Raw genomic sequence first — 18,566 nt, 5'->3', positions numbered from 1 at the left:
ATCCGGTGGCCCGCCGGCGGGGTGCCGACCGCCGGTCACCGCATCAGCTCACCGGCGTTGACCAGCAGGGATTGGCCGGTTATCGCCCGCGCCCGGTCGGAGGCGAGGAATACGGCGGCGTCGGCGACGTCCCCGTCGGTTGCGAGGTCGGGCAGGGCCGTGCGGGCGGTGAGCCGGGCGCGGACCTCGGCTTCGGGGACGCCCTCGGAGTGCGCGGTGAAGGTGACGAAGGCCTGGACGGGCGGGCCCCACATCCAGCCCGGCAGGACGGTGTTGACGCGGATGCGGTGCGGGCCGAGCTCGCGGGCCATGGAGTACATGGCGGAGGTGAGGGCGCCCTTGGAGGAGGCGTACGCGGCCTGCTGCACCTCATTGGGGGCGGCGACGGCGGACTGCGTGCCGATGATGACGACGGAGCCGCCGCGCTGCTTGAGGGCGGGCAGGCAGGCGCGGGTCATGCGGAGGGTGCCGAGCAGGTTGACGTCGAGGACCCGGGCCCAGGTGCCGAAGTCGGCGTCCTCGAGGCCGCCGAAGCAGGAGTCCCAGGCGGCGACGTGCACGACGGCGTCGATGCCGCCGAACCGCTCGACGGCGAGGGCGGCCAGGGCCTCGCACTGGCGCTCGTCGGTGATGTCGGTGGCCCGGTGGGCGGTGTGGGTGCCGTCGGGGTCGATCTCGGCGGCGGATTTGGCGAGATTCGCCTCGGTCCGTGCGCCGAGTACGGCCTGTCCGCCGTCCCGTACGACGGCTGCGGCGACCTGGTGGCCGAGCCCGGCCCCGACGCCCGAGACGATGACGGTCTTCCCTTGCAGCAGCATGCGCGATCGCCTCCCGGCACGGGCGGGCTGGATGACTGGGTAACTTGGTAACTGGGTAACCGGTTAATTGACGATGCGTCAGATTAGATCCCGGCCCGCCGCGAAGGGAAGGGCCCGGGATGGCGCCGCGCACGCCACGGAGGCGCAGGGGGCGTGAACGGGCCGCTCAGCGGCCGAATCGCCGCCGGTCGATAAACGTCGAGCGACACAAGATCACCGCATCGGGGGACTCCGGCGCCGTCGGAGGGCGTAGCGGGCGTGGCGGACCGTTACTGTTCCCCGTGATCTGGCCGGATTCCCGGATATACGCCCCCTTTTCCTCCTCTTTTACCGGTGACGTGCGGGTACGCGCCGGTCGCCGCCCCTTGCGAAGGAGAGCTTGTCGATGACCGTTGACAGCAGCCCCGAGACACAGCTGGACCCCCCGCAGCAGAGCAGCCTGGCCACAGCCGCCGCCCGCAACCTCGCCACCACCACCAAGTCCGCCCCGCAGATGCAGGAGATCACCTCCCGCTGGCTGCTGAAGACGCTCCCCTGGGTGGAGACCAAGGGCGGCACCTACCGGGTGAACCGCCGCCTCAGCTACACGGTCGGAGACGGGCAGATCGAGTTCGTCCAGGACGGGGCCACGGTCCGGGTGATCCCCCGCGAGCTCAACGAACTCGCCCTGCTGCGCGGCTTCGACGACACGGCGGTGCTGACCGCGATCGCCGGCCGGTGCGTCCAGCGCGACTTCCGGGCCGGCGAGGTGCTGGTGGAGCGCGGCGCCCGCGCCGAGCACATCCACCTGATCGCCCACGGCCGGGTCAGCCAGACCGGCGAGGGCAAATACGGCGACGAGGTCGCCGTCGCCGTCCTCGCCGACGGCGACCGGTTCGGCGAGCACGCCCTGCTGGACGGCCAGGGCACCTGGGACTACACGGCCACCGCCGAGACCTCCGGCACCCTGCTCACCCTCTCCCGCGCCGACTTCGAGTCCGTCATGTCCTCGGCGCCGAGCCTGCGCGCCCACATCGAGCGGTTCAGCGCGCTCCCGCACCAGCGGCAGAACCGGCACGGCGAGGCCGAGATCGCGATGTCGGCCGGCCACACCGGCGAGCCCGAGCTGCCGGGCACCTTCGTCGACTACGAGCTCCACCCGCGCGAGTACGAGCTCTCCATCGCGCAGACCGTGCTGCGGGTCCACACGAGGGTCGCCGACCTCTACAACGGGCCGATGAACCAGACGGAGGAGCAGCTCAGGCTCACCATCGAGGCGCTGCGCGAGCGCCAGGAGCACGAGCTGGTCAACAACCGGGAGTTCGGCCTCCTCCACAACGCCGACTTCAAGCAGCGGATCCAGACCCACTCGGGCCCGCCCACCCCCGACGACCTGGACGAGCTGCTCTGCCGCCGGCGCGGCACCAAGCTGATCCTGGCCCACCCCAAGACGATCGCGGCGATCGGCCGCGAGTTCAACGCCCGCGGGCTCTACCCGGACCACGTCGACCTCGGCGGTCAGTCCGTTCCCGCCTGGCGCGGCGTCCCGATCCTGCCGTGCAACAAGATCCCGATCAGCAAGGAGAACACCAGCTCGATCATCGCCATGCGTACCGGCGAGGACAACCAGGGCGTCATCGGCCTGCGCCAGACCGGCCTGCCGGAGGAGTACGAGCCGGGCCTGTCGGTGCGGTTCATGGGCATCGACGAGAAGTCGATCATCTCCTACCTGGTCACGACCTACTACTCCGCCGCCGTCCTCGTGCCGGACGCCCTCGGCGTGCTGGAGAACGTACAGATCGCCCGCAGGCAGGGCTAGCCCGCAGGCAGGGGCCAGGGCCGCGGCGCGTCTGCGTCTGCGTCTGCGTTTGCGCCTGCGTCTGCGTCTGCGCCCGCGCCTGCGTCTGCGTCTGCGTTTGCGCTGCGTTTGCGCCCGCGCCTGCGTCTGTGCCCGCGCCTGCGTCCGAGCCTGGGTCTGCGCCCCGTACCCGCGCCCGGTGGCCGGCTGCCCTGATCCGTCCGGGCCGGCCGGGCACGCCCGGGATCCGGATCCGGGACCGTCCCACCACCTCACCAAGGAGATACGGATGCCCGACCCTGGGCCTTCCCCTCTGCAGTCGAGCCCGCCCGCCGCCGCGGTCTACGGCCTCGGCCGCGGCGCGCCCGCGGGCCGGCCCGGACTGCCCGCCGGGCCGCCCCTGCTGCACGTCGGCCGCGCCGCGGACGCGGCGGCGGCGCCTTCGGTGCCGGTGCCGGTGTCAGTGCCGGGGCCAATGCCGGTGTCGGCGCCGGATCCGAGCCAGGCGCTGGCGCGGATCCTGTCCGGCCCCAGAGGCCTGGGCACCGCCAGCCTGCACTTCGGCCGCCGCGCGGACCTGGCGGGACTGCCGGATCTGCCCGATCTGCCGGATCTGCTGGGGCCGGCCGCGCTGTCGGATCTGGCCGCCCCGTCGGATCTGCCCGCGCTACCGGAGCCGCCCGCCCCGGCGGAGGGCCGGCCGATCCCGGGCCTCTACTACCACCCGGTCCCGGAGCCCGACCCCGTCCGCGTGGCGGAGGTCAGCCACCGGATCAAGCGCTGGGCGGTGGACGAGGTCCAGGCGTACCCCCCGGAGTGGGAGGACCAGTTCGACGGCTTCTCCGTGGGCCGCTACATGGTCGCCTGCCACCCGGACGCCCCGACCGTCGACCACCTGATGATCGCCACGCGGCTGATGGTCGCCGAGAACGTCGTCGACGACATCTACTGCGAGGACCACGGCGGCACGCCGGTCGGCCTGGGCGGCAGGCTCCTGCTCGCCCACACCGCCCTCGACCCCGTCCACACCACCAAGGAGTACGAGCCGGCCTGGGCGGAGTCGCTCCACGCGGACGCCCCGCGGCGCTCCTACCGCTCCGCCATGGAGTACTTCGTCCGGGCGGCCACCCCGTCCCAGGCCGACCGCTTCCGGCACGACATGGCCCGCCTCCACATGGGCTACGTCGCGGAGGCCGCCTGGGCCGAGACGGACTACGTCCCCGAGGTGTCCGAGTACCTGGCGATGCGGCAGTTCAACAACTTCCGTCCGTGCCCCACCATCACCGACACGGTCGGCGGCTACGAACTCCCTGCGGACCTGCACGCCCTGCCCGCCATGCAGCGGGTGATCGCGCTCGCGGGGAACGCCACCACCATCTCCAACGACCTGTACTCGTACACCAAGGAACTCAGTGCCCGCGGCAAGCACCTGAACCTGCCGGTGGTGATCGCCGAACGCGAGGGCCTCTCCGACAAGGACGCCTACCTGAAGGCCGTCGAGGTCCACAACGACCTCATGCACGAGTTCGAGGCCGCCGCCGCCGAACTGGCCGCCACCTGCCCCGACCCGCGCGTCGTGCGCTTCCTGCGGGGCGTGGCCGTGTGGGTCGACGGCAACCACTACTGGCACATGACCAACACCTATCGCTACACCCTGCCCGACTTTTGGTAAGCAGAATGGATTTACCCATGACGAGCGTTGACCTGCCCGCCCCCACCGCCACCGCCACCCCCGTCCCCACCGCCACCTTCATCCCCGCCCCGGCGACCCCCTACCAGGGCGAGATCGCCCGCTACTGGAACGAAGAGGCCAGGCCCGTGAACCTGCGCCTCGGCGACGTCGACGGCCTTTACCACCACCACTACGGAATCGGCGCCGTCGACCACGAGGCGCTCGGGGACCCGGCCGACAGCGAGTACGAGAAGAAGCTGATCGCCGAGCTCCACCGCCTGGAATCCGCCCAGGCCGACGCCCTGCTGGACAACCTCGGCGCCATCGGCCGCGACGACCTCCTCGTCGACGCCGGCTGCGGCCGCGGCGGCACCATGGTCATGGCCCACCAGCGCTTCGGCTGCAAGGTCGAGGGCGTTACCTTGTCGGCCAAGCAGGCCGACTTCGGCAACAACCGCGCGCGGGAGCTGGGCATCGCGGACTCCGTGCACTCCCGCGTCTGCAACATGCTCGACACGCCCTTCGAGACCGGCCAGGCCGCCGCCTCGTGGAACAACGAGTCCAGCATGTACGTGGACCTGCACGACCTCATGGCCGAGCACTCCCGCATCCTCGCCGTCGGCGGCCGCTACGTGACCATCACCGGCTGCTGGAACCCCCGCCACGGCCAGCCGTCGAAGTGGGTCTCGCAGATCAACGCCCACTTCGAGTGCAACATCCACTCGCGGCGGGAGTACCTGCGCGCCATGGCCGACAACCGCCTCGTCCCCCAGGCGGTCATCGACCTGACGCCGGAGACACTGCCGTACTGGAAGCTGCGCGCCACGTCTTCCCTGGTGACGGGCATCGAGGAGGCGTTCATCAAGTCCTACGAGGACGGCTCGTTCCAGTACGTGCTGATCGCGGCGGACCGCGTCTGACGGTTGTCGGGGTTGCTGTTGGGCAGATGAGCCGGGCCCGCGGTGCTGCCGCGGGCCCGGTTTTGCGTGTGGGCGGGAGCTCGCTTGGGCGGGGTCGGGAAGGTGTCCGGGGGCTGCCCGTCAGTCCCAGTGTCATCCCGTGCCGGGCGTCGGCGTCAAGGGCGCTCCTCCTTCGTCGTCGCGTCGCTACGCGATGGCCTTCGGCCACCCTTGACCCCGACGCCCGCCCCGGAACGACAAGGACTGTCGGGCGGCCCCCGGGGGAGGGACGGCCTGGGGGGACGGGTTCACATATGGCCGTGTCCCGCCCTTCCGCCCCCGCTCCGGCGAGCTGCTACCGCTGGGCCAGGGTGAGCAGGCCGGCCCAGGCGGTGGGGGAGAAGGTGAGGTGGGGGATGGCGGTGTCCTTGGAGTCCCGGACCAGGACGGCGGTGGGCGTGCGCCCTACTTCGACGCAGGAGTCCCCTTCGGGGCCGTCGCTGTGCGTGCTCTTGGTCCAGCCGACCTCGACGCAGTCGTTGATGTCACCGCTGTCGCTGTAGCTGCTCTTGCGCCAGGCCACTTCGACGCAGTCGTTTCCGTCACTGCTGTCGCTGTAGCTGCTCTTGAACCACTTCAGCTCGGGGTCGTGGATCATGTCTCTCCCAGAACTTGTTCGACGAAGGCCCGCGACTCCCGTGGCGTGAGAGCCTGGGCCCGGATGATGCCATATCGCAGTTCGAGGACATGGAGCTGCTTCGGGTCGGAGACAGGGCGCCCGTAGAAGGCGCCGTCCGAGCGGCCCACTGCCGTTCCGTCTGCGAACTTGAGTACCTGGATGAGACCGCCCATGCCGGCGTGGTCTTCGGTGTGGGTCGGCATCACCTGAAACTCGACATTCGGCAACTCGATGACCTCCAGCAGGTGTTCGAGTTGCCTGCGCAGAACCATTGTGCCTCCGATGGGCCGCCGAAGCGTGGCCTCTTCTTGGACGAAGCTCAGCGCGGGCGGGGGAGTGCGGTCATAGATGGTCCGCCGGGCCATGCGTGCTGCAAGCATCCGCTCCATTTCGTCGGGCTCGTACGAAGGCCTCCATGTCCTGAACAGCGACCGGGTGTACTCCTCCGTCTGAAGCAGTCCGTGCAAGTTGTGGTTGCCATAGGCCAGCAGCTCGACCGCACGGGCCTCCAGCTTGGCGAGATCCCGCACCCGCTTGGGATAGCGGGCCTGCTCCACGTCCTTCTTCATGGCGGCGATGCGGCCGTCGGCGCGTAGGACTTCGTCCGCCTTGTCCAGGTACTCCGGGCGGGGGATCCGCTTGCCCGCCTCGACCTTGCGGACCAGGTCCTCCCCGTACTGGATGGCGGCGGCGAAATCGGCCGCCCGCATTCCGGCCTTCTCGCGCCAGACCTTCAGTTGGCGGCCGACGGCGGCGACGACTGCCGCGCCCTGTTCGTCTTCCGGGTCGACCTCCCAGCCCGGCTCTTCCGTTCCGTCGCTGTCCACGCTCATGCGCACCCACTTCCGACGTGCCCGACTTACTCAACGCCCCGTACCCCCAAAGCGCTTGCGGACAGGCAGGACAAGACCGGACAACGGCCGGACAGTCGCGGTACGCACAGGCGTCGTCGCTGTTCAGCGTAGGCACGCACGGCCACGCTGGGTGACGTGATTCCACAACTTCCTGCCTGCGTTCTTCAGCTCTCCGCCACACCCCGCGGGGCCCGACTCGGCCGGTTGCTCGCCGTCGAGCAACTCCGTTCCTGGGGAGTCCGGTTCGACAAGGCCGAGCAAGTGCTCGCCGAGCTGATCGCCAACGCCGTCACCCACGGCCGCGTGCCCGGCCGGGACTTCCGGCTCGTCCTGTCCGTCGACGGGGGCGGCACGCTCCGTATCGAGCTGACCGACACCAGGGCCGACCGGCTGCCCGATCCGGGTGGGCGTGGGCTGGCGGTGGTCGCGGAGCTGGCCGACCGGTGGGGAGTGGCGCTCGGTCCCGCCCCCTGGAAGACGGTGTGGGCGGAACTCGACACCGGCCGTCGGTGACGGCAGGGTCAGGCCCGGAGCCGGGTACGGGTGCGCATCAGGATGCGGCCGAGCATGTTCTTGCCCGTGCCGGTCCGGCCGCGCCCCCAGTAGTGGTCGGAGGTCGTGTCCTCGACGATCTCCTCGTCGCCGGTGGACAGCAGGATCTCGCGGATGTCGGCGTGTGTGCGGAACTTGGCGTCCACGGCACGGCGCATCACGTCGTCCTTCACCCGCTCCCAGTCCCGGCGCAGCGGCTTGGACCGGTCGCGGCCCAGTTGGGCCGCACGCAGCGGCGTGGCAGCCTGACGGATCACCTGCGCATGGCGCGTGCCGATGAACTTCTGCGCCTGGAAGTAGTGCTCAGTGGTCGGCCACCAATGCCCGTCGAGATCCACATCGTGTGCGGAGAAGTTGGAGAAGCAGCCGTAGGGCACCTCATCGGCGCCGTAGAAGTAGATCGTCATCCCAACCCTCGCGGCGGTCACAGGATCCGCACGCTGCCAGCTGCCGCCCCACCCTCGCAACGGATTTGCCGGCTCAGGCGACCGCGTCGCGGTGACCGCGACGCGGCTGGCACGCGTCGCGGTGCGTGGGGACACCTACCCCTTTTAAAGAAACGGGGAAAACAACCAACCAACCCACCACGTCACCAACCTGGAGGTCTGTCGCTCACACGGGTGAACTGTGCCAACTGGGCTGGAAATGAGCACCGGTTGCGGGCATATGCTCGCCGCGAAAGACAACCCCAGACACAAGCCGGCCCCCGCCGGGACTGCAATCCCGACGAGGGCCTGACCACGAGGAAGAGAACGCTTCCCGATGGCTTTCCAGCACCCTAGCGTGCGGATGTGCGCGCAGTCGCGCATTCCGGCCGGGTCCCCCCGATCCGGTGTCATCCACGTCAACGTCCCCCACGAAACTCACTTCGTCGTGGTCGGCAACCACCTTGCACAGCACCGCAAGCTGTCCCTGGCGGCACGCGGACTGGCCCTCTACGTCCAGTCGCTTCCTCAAGGCGCGCCGATCGGCGTCAAGGCCCTCGCCGGAGAGCTGGAGGAGGGCGAGTACCGCATCGCGAAGGCCCTGCGCGAGCTGGAGGAGCACGGCTACCTCGCCCGCGTACGGGAGCGGCTGCCGTCGGGACAGATCGTGACGCGCACGATCTCGTACAACCGGCCGCAGGCGGCTGCGTGGCATATGTCGGCCCCAGCAGGGCCGGTGCCAGGGGCATGCTCAGGACCGGGGCCGGGCTCAGCACCAGAGGCGGCGTCGGAGGAGCCCGAGCCGGAGCCGGGGTCGTCGCCACCGCAGCCCCCGGCACAGGCGGCCACTGCTGCCACTCCCGCCCCCTGCATCTCTGATGGGCCCGTCCCTGAACTCGTCCCCCCTGGCCATCCTTCGGGGGCTTCCCGGCAGTCTGTTGGCATTCCGGGGCGGGTCGGTCAGTCAAGGGTGGCCGAAGGCCATCGCGCAGCGACGCGACCGGAGGGAGCGCCCTTGACGGGCCGGCTCGAACCGGAAGGACAATCGGCTGCCGGGACGCCCCCGGACACCTCACCGCCTCGGGCCGAGCGGGACCCCGCCAGCCTGGATCCCGACTCCGATCCTGATCCCGACCCGGTCTCCTCCGCTGACTCCGCTTCCGAGGCCGCTGTCGCTTCCGAGGCCGCTTCCGAGCCTGCTGTCGCTTCCGAGCCCGCTGCCGCCCCCGTCCCGGCCCCCGCTGCCGACTCCGACCCCGTCTCGTCCGACGTCCTCGACGCCCCCTCCGCCGGCTTCACCCCCACCGCCCGCCACATCCTCACCACCCTCCGCGCCGTCGATGCGCGCCTGATGCTGTCCGAGCGGGACGTGGCTCGGCTGACCCCGGCCGTATCGCTCTGGCTGGAGCGCGGGGTCCTCCCCTTCGCGATCACCTTCGCCCTGTCCGACGACCTCCCGCCGGACCTCCGCCACCCGGCCGGCCTGGTCGCGTACCGCCTCCGCGAGCTCCTGCCCGCCCCGGTCCCGGGCTCGACCCCGGCCCCGGTCCCGGGCTCGACCCTGTCCCCGGTCCCGGGCTCGCCACCGGCCTCGACCCCGTATCTGCCCGGGGACCGCCCCCGCCCCCACCCCCTTCAGGTGTGCGTGTGCTGCGACAGGATTTCCTTTCGCGCCGCGGAGCCAGGTCTGTGCAATCCCTGCAAGCGTGGGGAGAAGGTTGCTGCCTAGCATGTCGGTGATGACTCGGGCCCGCCGGCACGGACGAGGAGCCGCGATGACCATTGCGCCGGACCACTCACCTCAGCGATCCGCGGTGTACCAGGCCATGCGTGACGCCGTGAGCGCCTTGGACGACACCGTTCCCGGCAAGTTCGAAGTGAGGTCGGGCAGGGCGGGATGAGGCCGAGCCCGGCAAGGTGCGGGCAGGTCAGAGGCAAGGGCACAGTCAGCCCAGGCAGGCGCGTTACGCCCAGCCGGGGTCGGGAAGGTGTCCGGGGGCTTCCCGTCAGTCCCATCGTCCTCCCGGTTCGGCCCGCCCCGTCAAGGGCGCTCCCTCCGGTCGCGTCGCTATCGCGATGTCGCTGGCGCTCCACCCTTGACAGCCCGACCCGAACCGGAATGCCGAAAGACTGCCGGGAAGCCCCCGGGGGAACGGCAGGGGGGACCCTTCAACGACGGCCCCCGCCAGAGAAGCAGCGGGCAGGGCCCTGATCCGCCACATTGCCGGCCCCAGGACCACCATCCCCGCCCGGCGCCGGGGCTCGGCCGCAAGCGCCCCAGATCGCTACGTGCTTCTCGTACCTCGGCGACGGACCGCCGTCGTGGGCCGTTGCCAAGTGCATCAGACCGCCGCATTCGTCGGCCAGTTGGCAGAACGGGCGGCCGCTGTGCCCGCCCGGCGTCAGACGATCAGTTGGCGTTGGCGAATGGCGATCTGCAGCGCATTGGACGGCAGAAGGCCGTTGGGACCGACGTGTGGTGGTCGTCGGCCGCGACGGCCTTGCCTGCAACGCCCCTCGGTTGGGGGTGCCAATCTCGCGTACGGCCGCTTGTCAGAGGGTGCGGGCGGTGATGTCGCCGTGGGTGGTGGTGGCGCGGATGTCGAGTGCGGTGGTGCCGTCGTTCTTGAGGGCGTTGCTGATGCGGCCGTAGCCGGTGCCGGCGTCCAGGGCGGCCGAGACGTCGGCTGCGGCGGCGATCGAAATGTTGCCGGACTGGGTGTGGAGCACGACCGTGCCGCGCACGGCCTCGTGGATCCGGATGTCGCCCCGTGCGGTGCTGATCTCCGCGGGGCCGCCCAGGCGGCCGACCTCGACGTCGCCGTCGGTTGCGGTGAGGCGGACGCTCGCGGCCTCGTCGATCTTGATCTCGCGGTACGCGCCGTCGAAGGCGACATCGCCCAGGCGGCCGACGCCGCGGAGCTCGGAGCTGGCGGTCTTGGCCTCGATGCTGGAGCCGGTGGGCAGCTGGACGGTGATCTCCAGGGAGCCGGAGGGGCCGAAGAGCTGGTTCTTGGGCTCGGGGGCGTGGATGCGCAGGACGCCGTCGGCGTAGGTGACGGTGGTCTGCTCGGCGGTCTGGACGTCGCGGCTCTTGGACGGGTTGGCGGGCAGGACCTCGACGGTGGTGTCGGTGCGGTTGGCGGCGATGAACTGGATGCGTCCCGCGGGGAAGGCCACGACAGCGGAGATCGGGGCGAGGGTGTCGAACTTCTGCATCATGCTCTCCGGTGTTTCGGTGGTTGTTTCTGACACCAGAAACGCTACGTTGCGTTCATGGAACTGGCAACGTGGTTGTTGCGTTGAAGTGGCATATGTGCAGGTGAGGGGCCAGAAAGTGTTGCAACGGTTGTGTTGGTAACGCAACAGAAACGGGATGGTGCGTTGCAATGGATGGGGGGTGAACGCTACGGTGGGGATCGGGACCACCGCACAAGACCAGCCAGCAAGGAGACCGCGATGCCGGGAGGCAGGCTCACTCAGCAGGAACGTCAGCAGATCGCGCTGGGGCTGGCCGACAGCCTCCCCTACGCCGAGATCGCCCGACGCCTGGACCGTCCTACCTCGACGGTCACGCGTGAGGTGATGCGCAACGGCGGCCCCACCGCCTACCGCGCCGACCTGGCCCAGCGCGCCACCGAACGCCGCGCCCACCGGCGCAAGCCCGCCGCCTCCCGGGGGCCGGAGTCGGCCCCCCAGCCGCACGGGCGCGACGCCGAGGCCGTGGCCGAGTACGAAGAGACGCTCACCACCGTCCTCATGGCCTCGGGCCTGCCCAGGATGACGGCCCGGGTACTGACCTGCCTGTTCACGACGGATGCGGGCAGCCTCAGCGCGTCCCAGCTCGCCCGGCGCCTCCAGGTCAGCCCGGCGTCCATCTCCAAAGCGATCGCCTTCCTGGAGAGCCAGAGCCTCGTCCGCCGAGAGCGCGACGAACGCCGCCGCGACCGCTACATCGTCGACGACGAGCTCTTCTACCAGGCGACGATCGCCAGCGCCCGAGCCAACGACCAGCTCGTACAGACGGCACGCCGGGGCGTCGCCGTTCTTGGTCGCGAGACCCCGGCCGCAGCCCGCCTGGAGAACATCGCACGCTTCCTCGACTTCATCAGTGAAAGCATCTACCGGGCTGCCGAACAGGCCCGTGAAGTCCTCCACACCGCACCCGAATAGACGTCGTCTCTCGATGCGGCGTCCTTGAGCGGCCGGATGGCGGCGCACCTCGGGAAGGTGTAGTCGGCATCCGGCTGTTCGGCGGGTGAAGCGTGCGCAGGGGCTCGTTATTTGATGGGCTGTCAGGTATTTCCAGGGGCATGCCGAATGCAGAGCGAGGATCGGACGTCGATGCGTACGCCGCGCTGGCGGCCGTCGGGCCGTACGGGGTCCGGCCCGGCCATGCGCTGATCACCATGGTCGAACCGCACCCGGGCCACGAGCACGCGTACAACCGCTGGTACGAGGACGACCACTACTACGCCGGCGCCATGGCCATGCCCTGGATGTACGCCGGCCGCCGCTGGGTGGCCACGCGGGACCTCCGGGAGCTGCGCTACCCGGAGAAGTCGGCGGTGGCGCAGCCGGTCACCGCCGGGTGCTACCTGTCGGCGTACTGGGTGACCGAGGGCCGCTACGACGAGCACATGCGGTGGACCGTCGGCATCAACAAGCGGCTGAACCGGGACGGCCGCGTCTACCAGGACCGGACGCACGTGTTCACGGCCTTCCAGGACCACGAGGCCACCGTCTACCGCGACGGCGCCGCCGGCCCGCGGGACTTCCACGCCCTCGACCACCCGTACGCCGGGCTCGTCCTGGAGGTCGTCGACGCCGACGGGCCGGGCGGCCGGGCGGCGCTGCTGGAGTGGCTGCGTTCGCGCGCCCTGCCGAGGCGGCTGGCGGGATCGCCGGCCGCAATGGTGACGGTCTTCCGGCCCACGCCGCTGCCCGGCGACCGGATGGCGTACGTGAAGCAGGTCGAGGGGGTCGACACCCGGCTGACGCTGCTGTGGTTCCTGGAGGCCGATCCGCGCACCTGCTGGGACGGGTTCCAGGGGCTCGATGCCGAGGTCGCGGAGGCGGGGATGGGGCGGGTGGAGCTGGTGGCGCCGTTCGTTCCGACGGTGCCGGGGACCGACCGGTACGTCGACCAGCTCCGGTAGGAGCCCGGGAGCGGGACACCGCGCCGGGCACGACCGAGCCCCCTCGGCCGGGACGGCGGGCCAGTCGAGAGGGCTTCAGGCGATCCCGCACACGGGAGTACGAGTGTGCGGGAGATATGGGTGTTGTTGCGTTGTTGCGGTCGGCAGTCAGGCGAGGCGGCCCAGTCGGCCCTCGGTGACGCCGGTCACGAACGAGGTCCAGGAGTCGGGGGTGAAGGCGAGGGACGGGCCGTCCTGCACCTTGGAGTCGCGGACCGCAATGGCCTCCATGACGGGGGACTTGACCTCGACGCACGCGCCGTTTCCGCCGGAGTAGGAGGACTTGGTCCAGTTTTCCGTGGCGCCCTGACGAATAGCCATGTTTCTCTCCGATGCAGCAGGAAGTGCCGGTGGGTGGGGGTGGTTGCCGGCCATCCGGTTTCGGTTTCTCGCCGGGCCGACGTGATCGACGCTACCGGCACCTTCCGGCGGGCGATGGGGCCGTTCACCCGACCGGGTGGCATATTCCAGTCAGGACTTCTGTGGCTGGGGAGTGTCGGTGTACCGTAGCGGACCCCCCTCGCCACCTGCCCGGTTTGCTCCCCTTTTACTTCTCCTTGCCCGCATAATCGGCGATGATGTCCGAGATGAACTGCCGCGTCTGGTCCACATTGAGGGCCTGCGCGCGCAGGTGCTCGTACATCACGCTGTACTTCTGAACGTCATTGGCCTTCTCCAGGTACAAGTCGCTCGTCACGCCCTCGATGTAGACGACCGTGGAGTCGGTTGCGTCCGGGAATTCCAGGATCGCGTACTGGCCGTTCATGCCCGGGTGGGCGCCCATCGAGAACGGCATCACCTGCACCGTGATGTACGGCTGTTCCGACTGGTCTATCAAGTACTCGAGCTGGTCGATCATCAACTGGGCGTCGCCCACGTGCCGGCGCAGCGCGGCCTCGTCGATGACCGCCCACAGCCGCAGCGGCCCGACCTCGGGGTTGTTGTTGTCCGTCTCCGACAGTCGCTTCTGCCGGTGCATCCGCACCTGGACCCGCTTCTCCACGTCCGCCGCGGCGGTCTCGGGCAGCGCGCCGCGGATGAGGGCGTGCGCGTACTCCGGGGTCTGGAGCAGGCCGGGCACCATCTGGGGCTCGTACGTGCGCAGGCTGGCGGCGTCGGTCTCGAGGCCGATGTAGACGCTGTACGGGATGTCGCCGAAGGCGTGCCACCAGCCCTGCTGGCGGGAGTCCTTGGCCATCTGCATGAGGGACTCGACGAGGCGGCGGTCCTCGACCTCGTACACGTCGCAGAGGTCGCGGACATCGCGCTGGCTGATGGACCGGCGGCCGTTCTCCAACCTGCTGATCTTCGACTGCGAGACGAGCAGGCGGTCGGCGACCTGCTCGGCCGTCATGCCCTTGTCCTCGCGGAGCTTGCGCAACTCCATGCCCAGTCGGCGGCGTCGGACGGTGGGATTGACATTGGACGCCACGTGAACGGCACCTCCGCCTTCTTTGATTGCGTCTCTCGGCGTGTCTACTGGTGAGCAGACTGCCACCGAAGGGCGGGGCGGCGCCGGTAAACGGCACGGAAATACAGGTGCGCGGGGCGACGGGGCCGGCGGAACCGGCCTCGCCACCCCGCGTCGTGGATGGCGTTGCGGTGGAGCTGTGGGACCTGTGGTGGATCTGCGGATCCGCTGTGCGTGCGTGGTGCTGGTGGTGCCGTGTGGTGCGGTGGTGCCGTGTGGCGCCCTGTGGCGCCGTGGTGCCGGTGGTGGAGCGGGACGGCTGTCAGTGCGCGGCGGCGCGTGCCATCGCTCCCGTGCGGCGCGCCTGCATCGGAACGCCGTTCGCCGTGGCCCGAGCTGCCGGCGGCGCCGATGCGCGCTCCCGGCGCGGCTGTGCGGCCACGCCGTTCTGGACGTCCATGACGGCGTGCGCCACGAGACCGCCCATGGGGTCGTGCCGGATCAGGTCCCGCAGCCGAGACCTCGACGACCGCCCCTCGTTGCCGGGGTACAGGTGCTTGCCGAGTCCGACCGCGTGGGCCAGCGCGGCGAGCGCCGCGGTCCGCGGGTCCGGCGGAACGCCGGTGCGGATCGCACTGTCGAGCCGGGCGCGGATCTCCCGGCTGATTGCCGTGTCCGTCGCCTGGTAGCGAGTCGTCGGCAGCACACCGCACATCTGGCCCGCGACGGCATGGACCATGCCGCAGCGCTCCAGATGAGCGAGATACACCTGGCGGAGCCCCAGCCGGGGTCCGCCGATCCAGTGGACGGCCCGAACCGGGCTGCCGCGCCTGCGCAGCAGTTCCAGTGCGGAGTCCAGGGTCGGATCTCCTGTCGGCCGTGGCATCACCACGGCGATACGATCCCCGTCAGGGGCTATACGTCCTGCCAGAGCCAGCTCCACTAGCTGTGCCCCGGCCAGGCCGAGGTCGAGCGACTGCGGCTGCGCCGTGGTACCCGTGGCCGGGTCCAAGGCGAGCAGCAGAAGCTCCTCCGGAATTGTTCTGCGGCTCCTGCCCATCCATGCCTCCCCGCGTGGATGAGTGACAGGGTGACGCCTCTCACATTCATCTGTCGAGAGTGCCTGGTCGCTTTGTGCGGGAACCAGCGCTATGTCGTTCTCGTCTAGCACGGGGGCGATGCCCCCGACGCGGGACACTGTGAGACATTCGGCCGGACGCGGCGGCGATCGAGGAGGAACTGGTGGCGGGCGAGTCCCCCGACAAGTCGGTTGATGAAGGAGCGCCGGGGGTGGCGAGGTCCTCAGCAGAACGTGACCCGAGGCTGTCGGTGTTCCGTCCGCGGGAACCCGCATCCGGCACGGGGGACGCCGAGGCTGCGGGCGACGGTTCCACGACTCGTGCCGGAGATTCCGGCAGCGGGGTACGGGACGCGGGGTCGCGGGACTCCGAGGACCGGGCCGCAGCCGCCGAGGCCGACGAAGCCGAGTCCTCCGGACAGGTGGGCCCGGACGGGGACGCGGATGAGGCCGCGGACGCGGACGAGGCTGCCGAGGCGTCTGTCGACAGCGAGCGCACGGCCGTGTTCCGCGCGCCCAAGGTGGATGCGGGACCGGATTCCGCTTCCGTGCAGCGTGAGGGCAGCGGCAGCGGCAAGGGCGAGGAAGAGGACGCCTCTGACGGCGCCGAGGCCGACGACGCGCCTTCGGCTGCCGACTCCGCCCCGGGCAAGGGCGCCGACCGGGTGCGGGAGTCCCGTTCCGGTTCGGACGAGGCTGCGGACGCCGACGCCGACGCGGACGCCGACGCGGACGCCGACGCGGACGCCGACGTGGACGCGGACGCCGACCGCGGGGCGGAATCCCGTTCCGGCTCCGCCTCGGCCAAGGACTCGGACGCCGATCGGGCTTCGGGCTCCGGTTCCGCTTCGGCCAAGGCCAAGGCCAAGGCCGACACCGAGGACGAGGACGAGGACGCCGCCGACGGCAAGGCTTCCGCCGCGGCGTCGAAGGAGGGCTTCGACAGCGAGCTCACCGTCGAGCGCACCGCCGTGTTCCGTGTCGTGAAGCCGGCCGCCGAGGCGGGTGCCGGCAAGGAGGGCGCCGACAAGGCCGATTCCGACACGTCCGACAAGGGGGATGCCGGCAAGGGGTCTGCCCGGACCGGCGACCGGCCGTCGGCTGCCGGGTCCGCGGACCGGGCTCCGGCATGGGCCAAGACCGGTGCTGCCGCCTCCGGCAAGCCCTCGGCGGACGAAGCGAACAAGTCGGGCGCGTCCGACGACAGTGAGCGCACCGCCGTCTTCCGTGCCGTGAAGCCGGGCTCCGGCTCGGGATCCGGGTCCGGTTCGGCTGCGGGCACGTCCGGCGACGGGGGGTCGGCGAAGCCGTCCGCTGCCGCGGGCGACTCCGACAGCGAGCGCACCGCCGTGTTCCGTGCGCCCAAGCCCGCCTCGGGTTCGGGCCCGGCGGCTCCCGCCAAGCCGGCGGCCGAGGACTCCGACAGCGAACGCACCACCGTCTTCCGTGCCGTGAAGCCGCAGGCCGCCACCCCGGCCGCGGATGCGCCCGCCGCCTCCCGGCCCGCGCCGCCGAAGCCGGTCGGCGCCGGGAAGCCGAGCACCTTCGTGCCGCTGCGCACGGACGACGGGCCCGCGCGGGGTTCCTCCGGCTCCTCCGGCGCCTCCGGTTCCGTACCGGCGCCGAAGCCCGCCGGGGCAGCCGGTGCGCCCGCCGCGCCGGCTCAGGCCCGTACCGCCACCCCGGCCCGGACCCCGGCTTCGGCTCCGGCCGCCGCCTCGACCGCGGTTCCGGATCGGACCGAGCGGACCACACAGCAGCCGCTGCCGCCCCGGCCGCCGCTCGACCTGCTCGCCGAGCTCACGAACAACCCGCCTCCGCCGCCGAGCCCGATGCGGACGTTCGTCCGGCGGCTGAAGATCTACACGCCGATCGTCGCCCTCCTCGTGGTCATCCTGGCCGTCGTGCAGCTGGTGCGCCCGCTGCCCGAGCCGAAGCTCAAGATGACCGCGAACGGCTCGTTCACCTTCGACGGGGCCGCCCCGGCCCTGCCCTGGCCCAAGGAGGGCCAGGCGTACATGGCGGCGTCCGGCCTCGGCACCGTCGGCACCTTCGGCGAGCAGAAGCCCATCGCCATCGGCAGTGTCGCCAAGACCATGACCGCGTACGTGATCCTGAAGAACCACCCCCTGAAGAAGGGGGACCACGGTCCGATGATCGACGTGGACAAGGCCGCGGTGGAGGACGGCAAGAAGGACTCCGAGGGCGAGTCGACGGTCAACACGCTGCAGGAGGGCGGCAAGATTTCCGAGTACGACGCCCTCGCCGCGATCATGATCCCGTCGGCGAACAACGTCGCGCGGCTGCTCGCCCGCTGGGACACCGGCGGCGACCAGGAGGCGTTCGTCAAGAAGATGAACGACACCGCCAAGGAACTCGGGATGACCAACACGACGTACACGGACCCCTCGGGTCTGGACGCGACCACGGTCAGCACCGCCGAGGACCAGGTCAAGCTCGGCCTGAAGGTCGTCGAGATGCCGGAGCTCGTCGCCATCACCAAGCTGACCGGCTGGAAGGACCAGTCGGGCAAGTGGTGGCGCAACTGGAACGACCTCATCCCGGGCAACGGCGCGGTCGGTATCAAGACCGGCTCCACCACCAAGGCGGGCGGCAACCTGCTCTTCGCCGCGGAGAAGAAGGTCGGCAACACCAACCAGCTGATCGTCGGCGCGGTGCTCGGCCAGCACGGCACGCCGATCCTGGGCACCGCCATCGGCGCCAGCAAGAACATCATGCTGGCCACGCAGAAGTCGCTGACCAACGCGGTCGTGGTGAAGAAGGGCGATGTCGTCGGGTACGTCGACGACGGGCTCGGCGGCCGGACCCCGGTCGTGGCCACGGCGGACGTGGAGGCGGTCGGCTGGCCGTCGCTCACCGTCAAGATCAAGCTGGGCAGCGGTGACGGCAAGCTCCCGCAGACCGCGACGGCGGGCACCGAGGTCGGCATGCTGACCGTCGGCGAAGGGGCCAGCCAGGTGAAGGTGCCGGTGGCGCTGAAGAGCGACCTGGCCGCGCCGGGCATCGGCAGCAAACTGACCCGTATCGGCTGATCACCGCCGACACCGGTGACCCTGCGAACCGGGGGCCCGGGGAAACCCGGGGGGGAGGGGGGGGGGTGGGGAACAGAAAAAGAAACAACCAGAACCAAGAACGAAAAAACAAAAGAAAGGGACGAGCAAAAGGACGAGGGAAACCATGAA

16 protein-coding genes are annotated in these 18,566 nt (G+C 70.5%); 8 read left to right on the top strand and 8 right to left on the bottom strand.

Translation table 11 applies throughout. From position 1 onward, the window contains the following. Positions 1-35: 35 nt before the first annotated feature. Positions 36-818 carry an SDR family oxidoreductase gene (locus AC068A_RS26425; RefSeq protein ID WP_478588732.1) on the bottom strand — a complete coding sequence of 261 codons (783 nt, stop codon included), beginning with the start codon at positions 816-818 and terminating at the stop codon, positions 36-38. A gap of 385 nt (positions 819-1,203) precedes the next feature. Here AC068A_RS26425 and AC068A_RS26420 point away from each other — a divergent pair, with 385 nt between their 5' ends. The 3 genes from AC068A_RS26420 to AC068A_RS26410 all read left to right on the top strand — a co-directional run bounded on the left by AC068A_RS26420 (position 1,204) and on the right by AC068A_RS26410 (position 5,187). Then, positions 1,204-2,616, top strand: a complete 1,413-nt coding sequence (locus tag AC068A_RS26420) for a family 2B encapsulin nanocompartment shell protein (protein WP_478588731.1) — start codon at positions 1,204-1,206, stop codon at positions 2,614-2,616. A gap of 268 nt (positions 2,617-2,884) precedes the next feature. Beyond that, on the top strand, positions 2,885-4,267 hold the full coding sequence (locus AC068A_RS26415; protein WP_478588730.1) for a family 2 encapsulin nanocompartment cargo protein terpene cyclase: 1,383 nt from the start codon (positions 2,885-2,887) through the stop codon (positions 4,265-4,267). 17 nt (positions 4,268-4,284) lie between these two features. Next, the gene (locus tag AC068A_RS26410) at positions 4,285-5,187 is read left to right on the top strand and encodes a geranyl diphosphate 2-C-methyltransferase (RefSeq protein WP_478588729.1); all 903 of its coding nucleotides are present in this window, start codon (positions 4,285-4,287) and stop codon (positions 5,185-5,187) included. Between the two features lie 334 nt (positions 5,188-5,521). On the opposite strand, the gene AC068A_RS26405 is transcribed toward AC068A_RS26410, so the two are convergent. Beyond that, on the bottom strand, positions 5,522-5,824 hold the full coding sequence (locus AC068A_RS26405) for a DUF397 domain-containing protein (RefSeq protein WP_478588728.1): 303 nt from the start codon (positions 5,822-5,824) through the stop codon (positions 5,522-5,524). After that, positions 5,821-6,678 (bottom strand): helix-turn-helix domain-containing protein, encoded by an 858-nt coding sequence (locus AC068A_RS26400; RefSeq protein ID WP_478588727.1) that lies wholly within the window; start codon positions 6,676-6,678, stop codon positions 5,821-5,823. Before AC068A_RS26400 ends, AC068A_RS26405 begins: the two co-directional genes overlap by 4 nt. 156 nt (positions 6,679-6,834) lie before the next feature. Here AC068A_RS26400 and AC068A_RS26395 point away from each other — a divergent pair, with 156 nt between their 5' ends. Then, positions 6,835-7,212, top strand: coding sequence for an ATP-binding protein (locus tag AC068A_RS26395; protein WP_478588726.1), 378 nt, complete (start codon positions 6,835-6,837; stop codon positions 7,210-7,212). 8 nt (positions 7,213-7,220) lie between these two features. On the opposite strand, the gene AC068A_RS26390 is transcribed toward AC068A_RS26395, so the two are convergent. Further along, positions 7,221-7,658 carry an NADAR family protein gene (locus AC068A_RS26390; RefSeq protein ID WP_478588725.1) on the bottom strand — a complete coding sequence of 146 codons (438 nt, stop codon included), beginning with the start codon at positions 7,656-7,658 and terminating at the stop codon, positions 7,221-7,223. Between the two features lie 1,033 nt (positions 7,659-8,691). On the opposite strand from AC068A_RS26390, the gene AC068A_RS26385 reads away from it, so the two are divergent. Beyond that, a complete protein-coding gene (locus AC068A_RS26385; RefSeq protein ID WP_478588724.1) occupies positions 8,692-9,405 on the top strand; it encodes a hypothetical protein in 714 nt (237 codons plus the stop codon). An 824-nt stretch (positions 9,406-10,229) separates the two neighbouring features. Here the strand turns inward: AC068A_RS26385 and AC068A_RS26380 are convergent. Beyond that, the gene (locus AC068A_RS26380) at positions 10,230-10,895 is read right to left on the bottom strand and encodes a DUF4097 family beta strand repeat-containing protein (protein WP_478588781.1); all 666 of its coding nucleotides are present in this window, start codon (positions 10,893-10,895) and stop codon (positions 10,230-10,232) included. 240 nt (positions 10,896-11,135) lie between these two features. On the opposite strand from AC068A_RS26380, the gene AC068A_RS26375 reads away from it, so the two are divergent. Then, positions 11,136-11,849 carry a helix-turn-helix domain-containing protein gene (locus tag AC068A_RS26375; protein ID WP_478588723.1) on the top strand — a complete coding sequence of 238 codons (714 nt, stop codon included), beginning with the start codon at positions 11,136-11,138 and terminating at the stop codon, positions 11,847-11,849. 140 nt (positions 11,850-11,989) lie between these two features. Further along, a complete protein-coding gene (locus AC068A_RS26370) occupies positions 11,990-12,835 on the top strand; it encodes a hypothetical protein (protein WP_478588722.1) in 846 nt (281 codons plus the stop codon). A gap of 147 nt (positions 12,836-12,982) precedes the next feature. Here AC068A_RS26370 and AC068A_RS26365 read toward each other — a convergent pair whose 3' ends face one another. The 3 genes from AC068A_RS26365 to AC068A_RS26355 all read right to left on the bottom strand — a co-directional run bounded on the left by AC068A_RS26365 (position 12,983) and on the right by AC068A_RS26355 (position 15,345). Next, positions 12,983-13,195 (bottom strand): DUF397 domain-containing protein, encoded by a 213-nt coding sequence (locus AC068A_RS26365; protein ID WP_478588721.1) that lies wholly within the window; start codon positions 13,193-13,195, stop codon positions 12,983-12,985. A gap of 226 nt (positions 13,196-13,421) precedes the next feature. Next, positions 13,422-14,306, bottom strand: a complete 885-nt coding sequence (locus AC068A_RS26360; RefSeq protein WP_478588720.1) for a helix-turn-helix domain-containing protein — start codon at positions 14,304-14,306, stop codon at positions 13,422-13,424. Positions 14,307-14,607: 301 nt separating this feature from the next. After that, positions 14,608-15,345 carry a GOLPH3/VPS74 family protein gene (locus AC068A_RS26355; protein ID WP_478588719.1) on the bottom strand — a complete coding sequence of 246 codons (738 nt, stop codon included), beginning with the start codon at positions 15,343-15,345 and terminating at the stop codon, positions 14,608-14,610. 230 nt (positions 15,346-15,575) lie between these two features. Between AC068A_RS26355 and AC068A_RS26350 the strand changes: the two genes are divergently transcribed. Then, positions 15,576-18,416, top strand: coding sequence for a D-alanyl-D-alanine carboxypeptidase family protein (locus AC068A_RS26350; protein ID WP_478588718.1), 2,841 nt, complete (start codon positions 15,576-15,578; stop codon positions 18,414-18,416). Positions 18,417-18,566: the final 150 nt, after the last annotated feature.

The sequence above is a fragment of the Streptomyces sp. NPDC043854 genome, from assembly GCF_056436005.1.
This window is presented reverse-complemented; position numbering and strand designations above follow the sequence as displayed.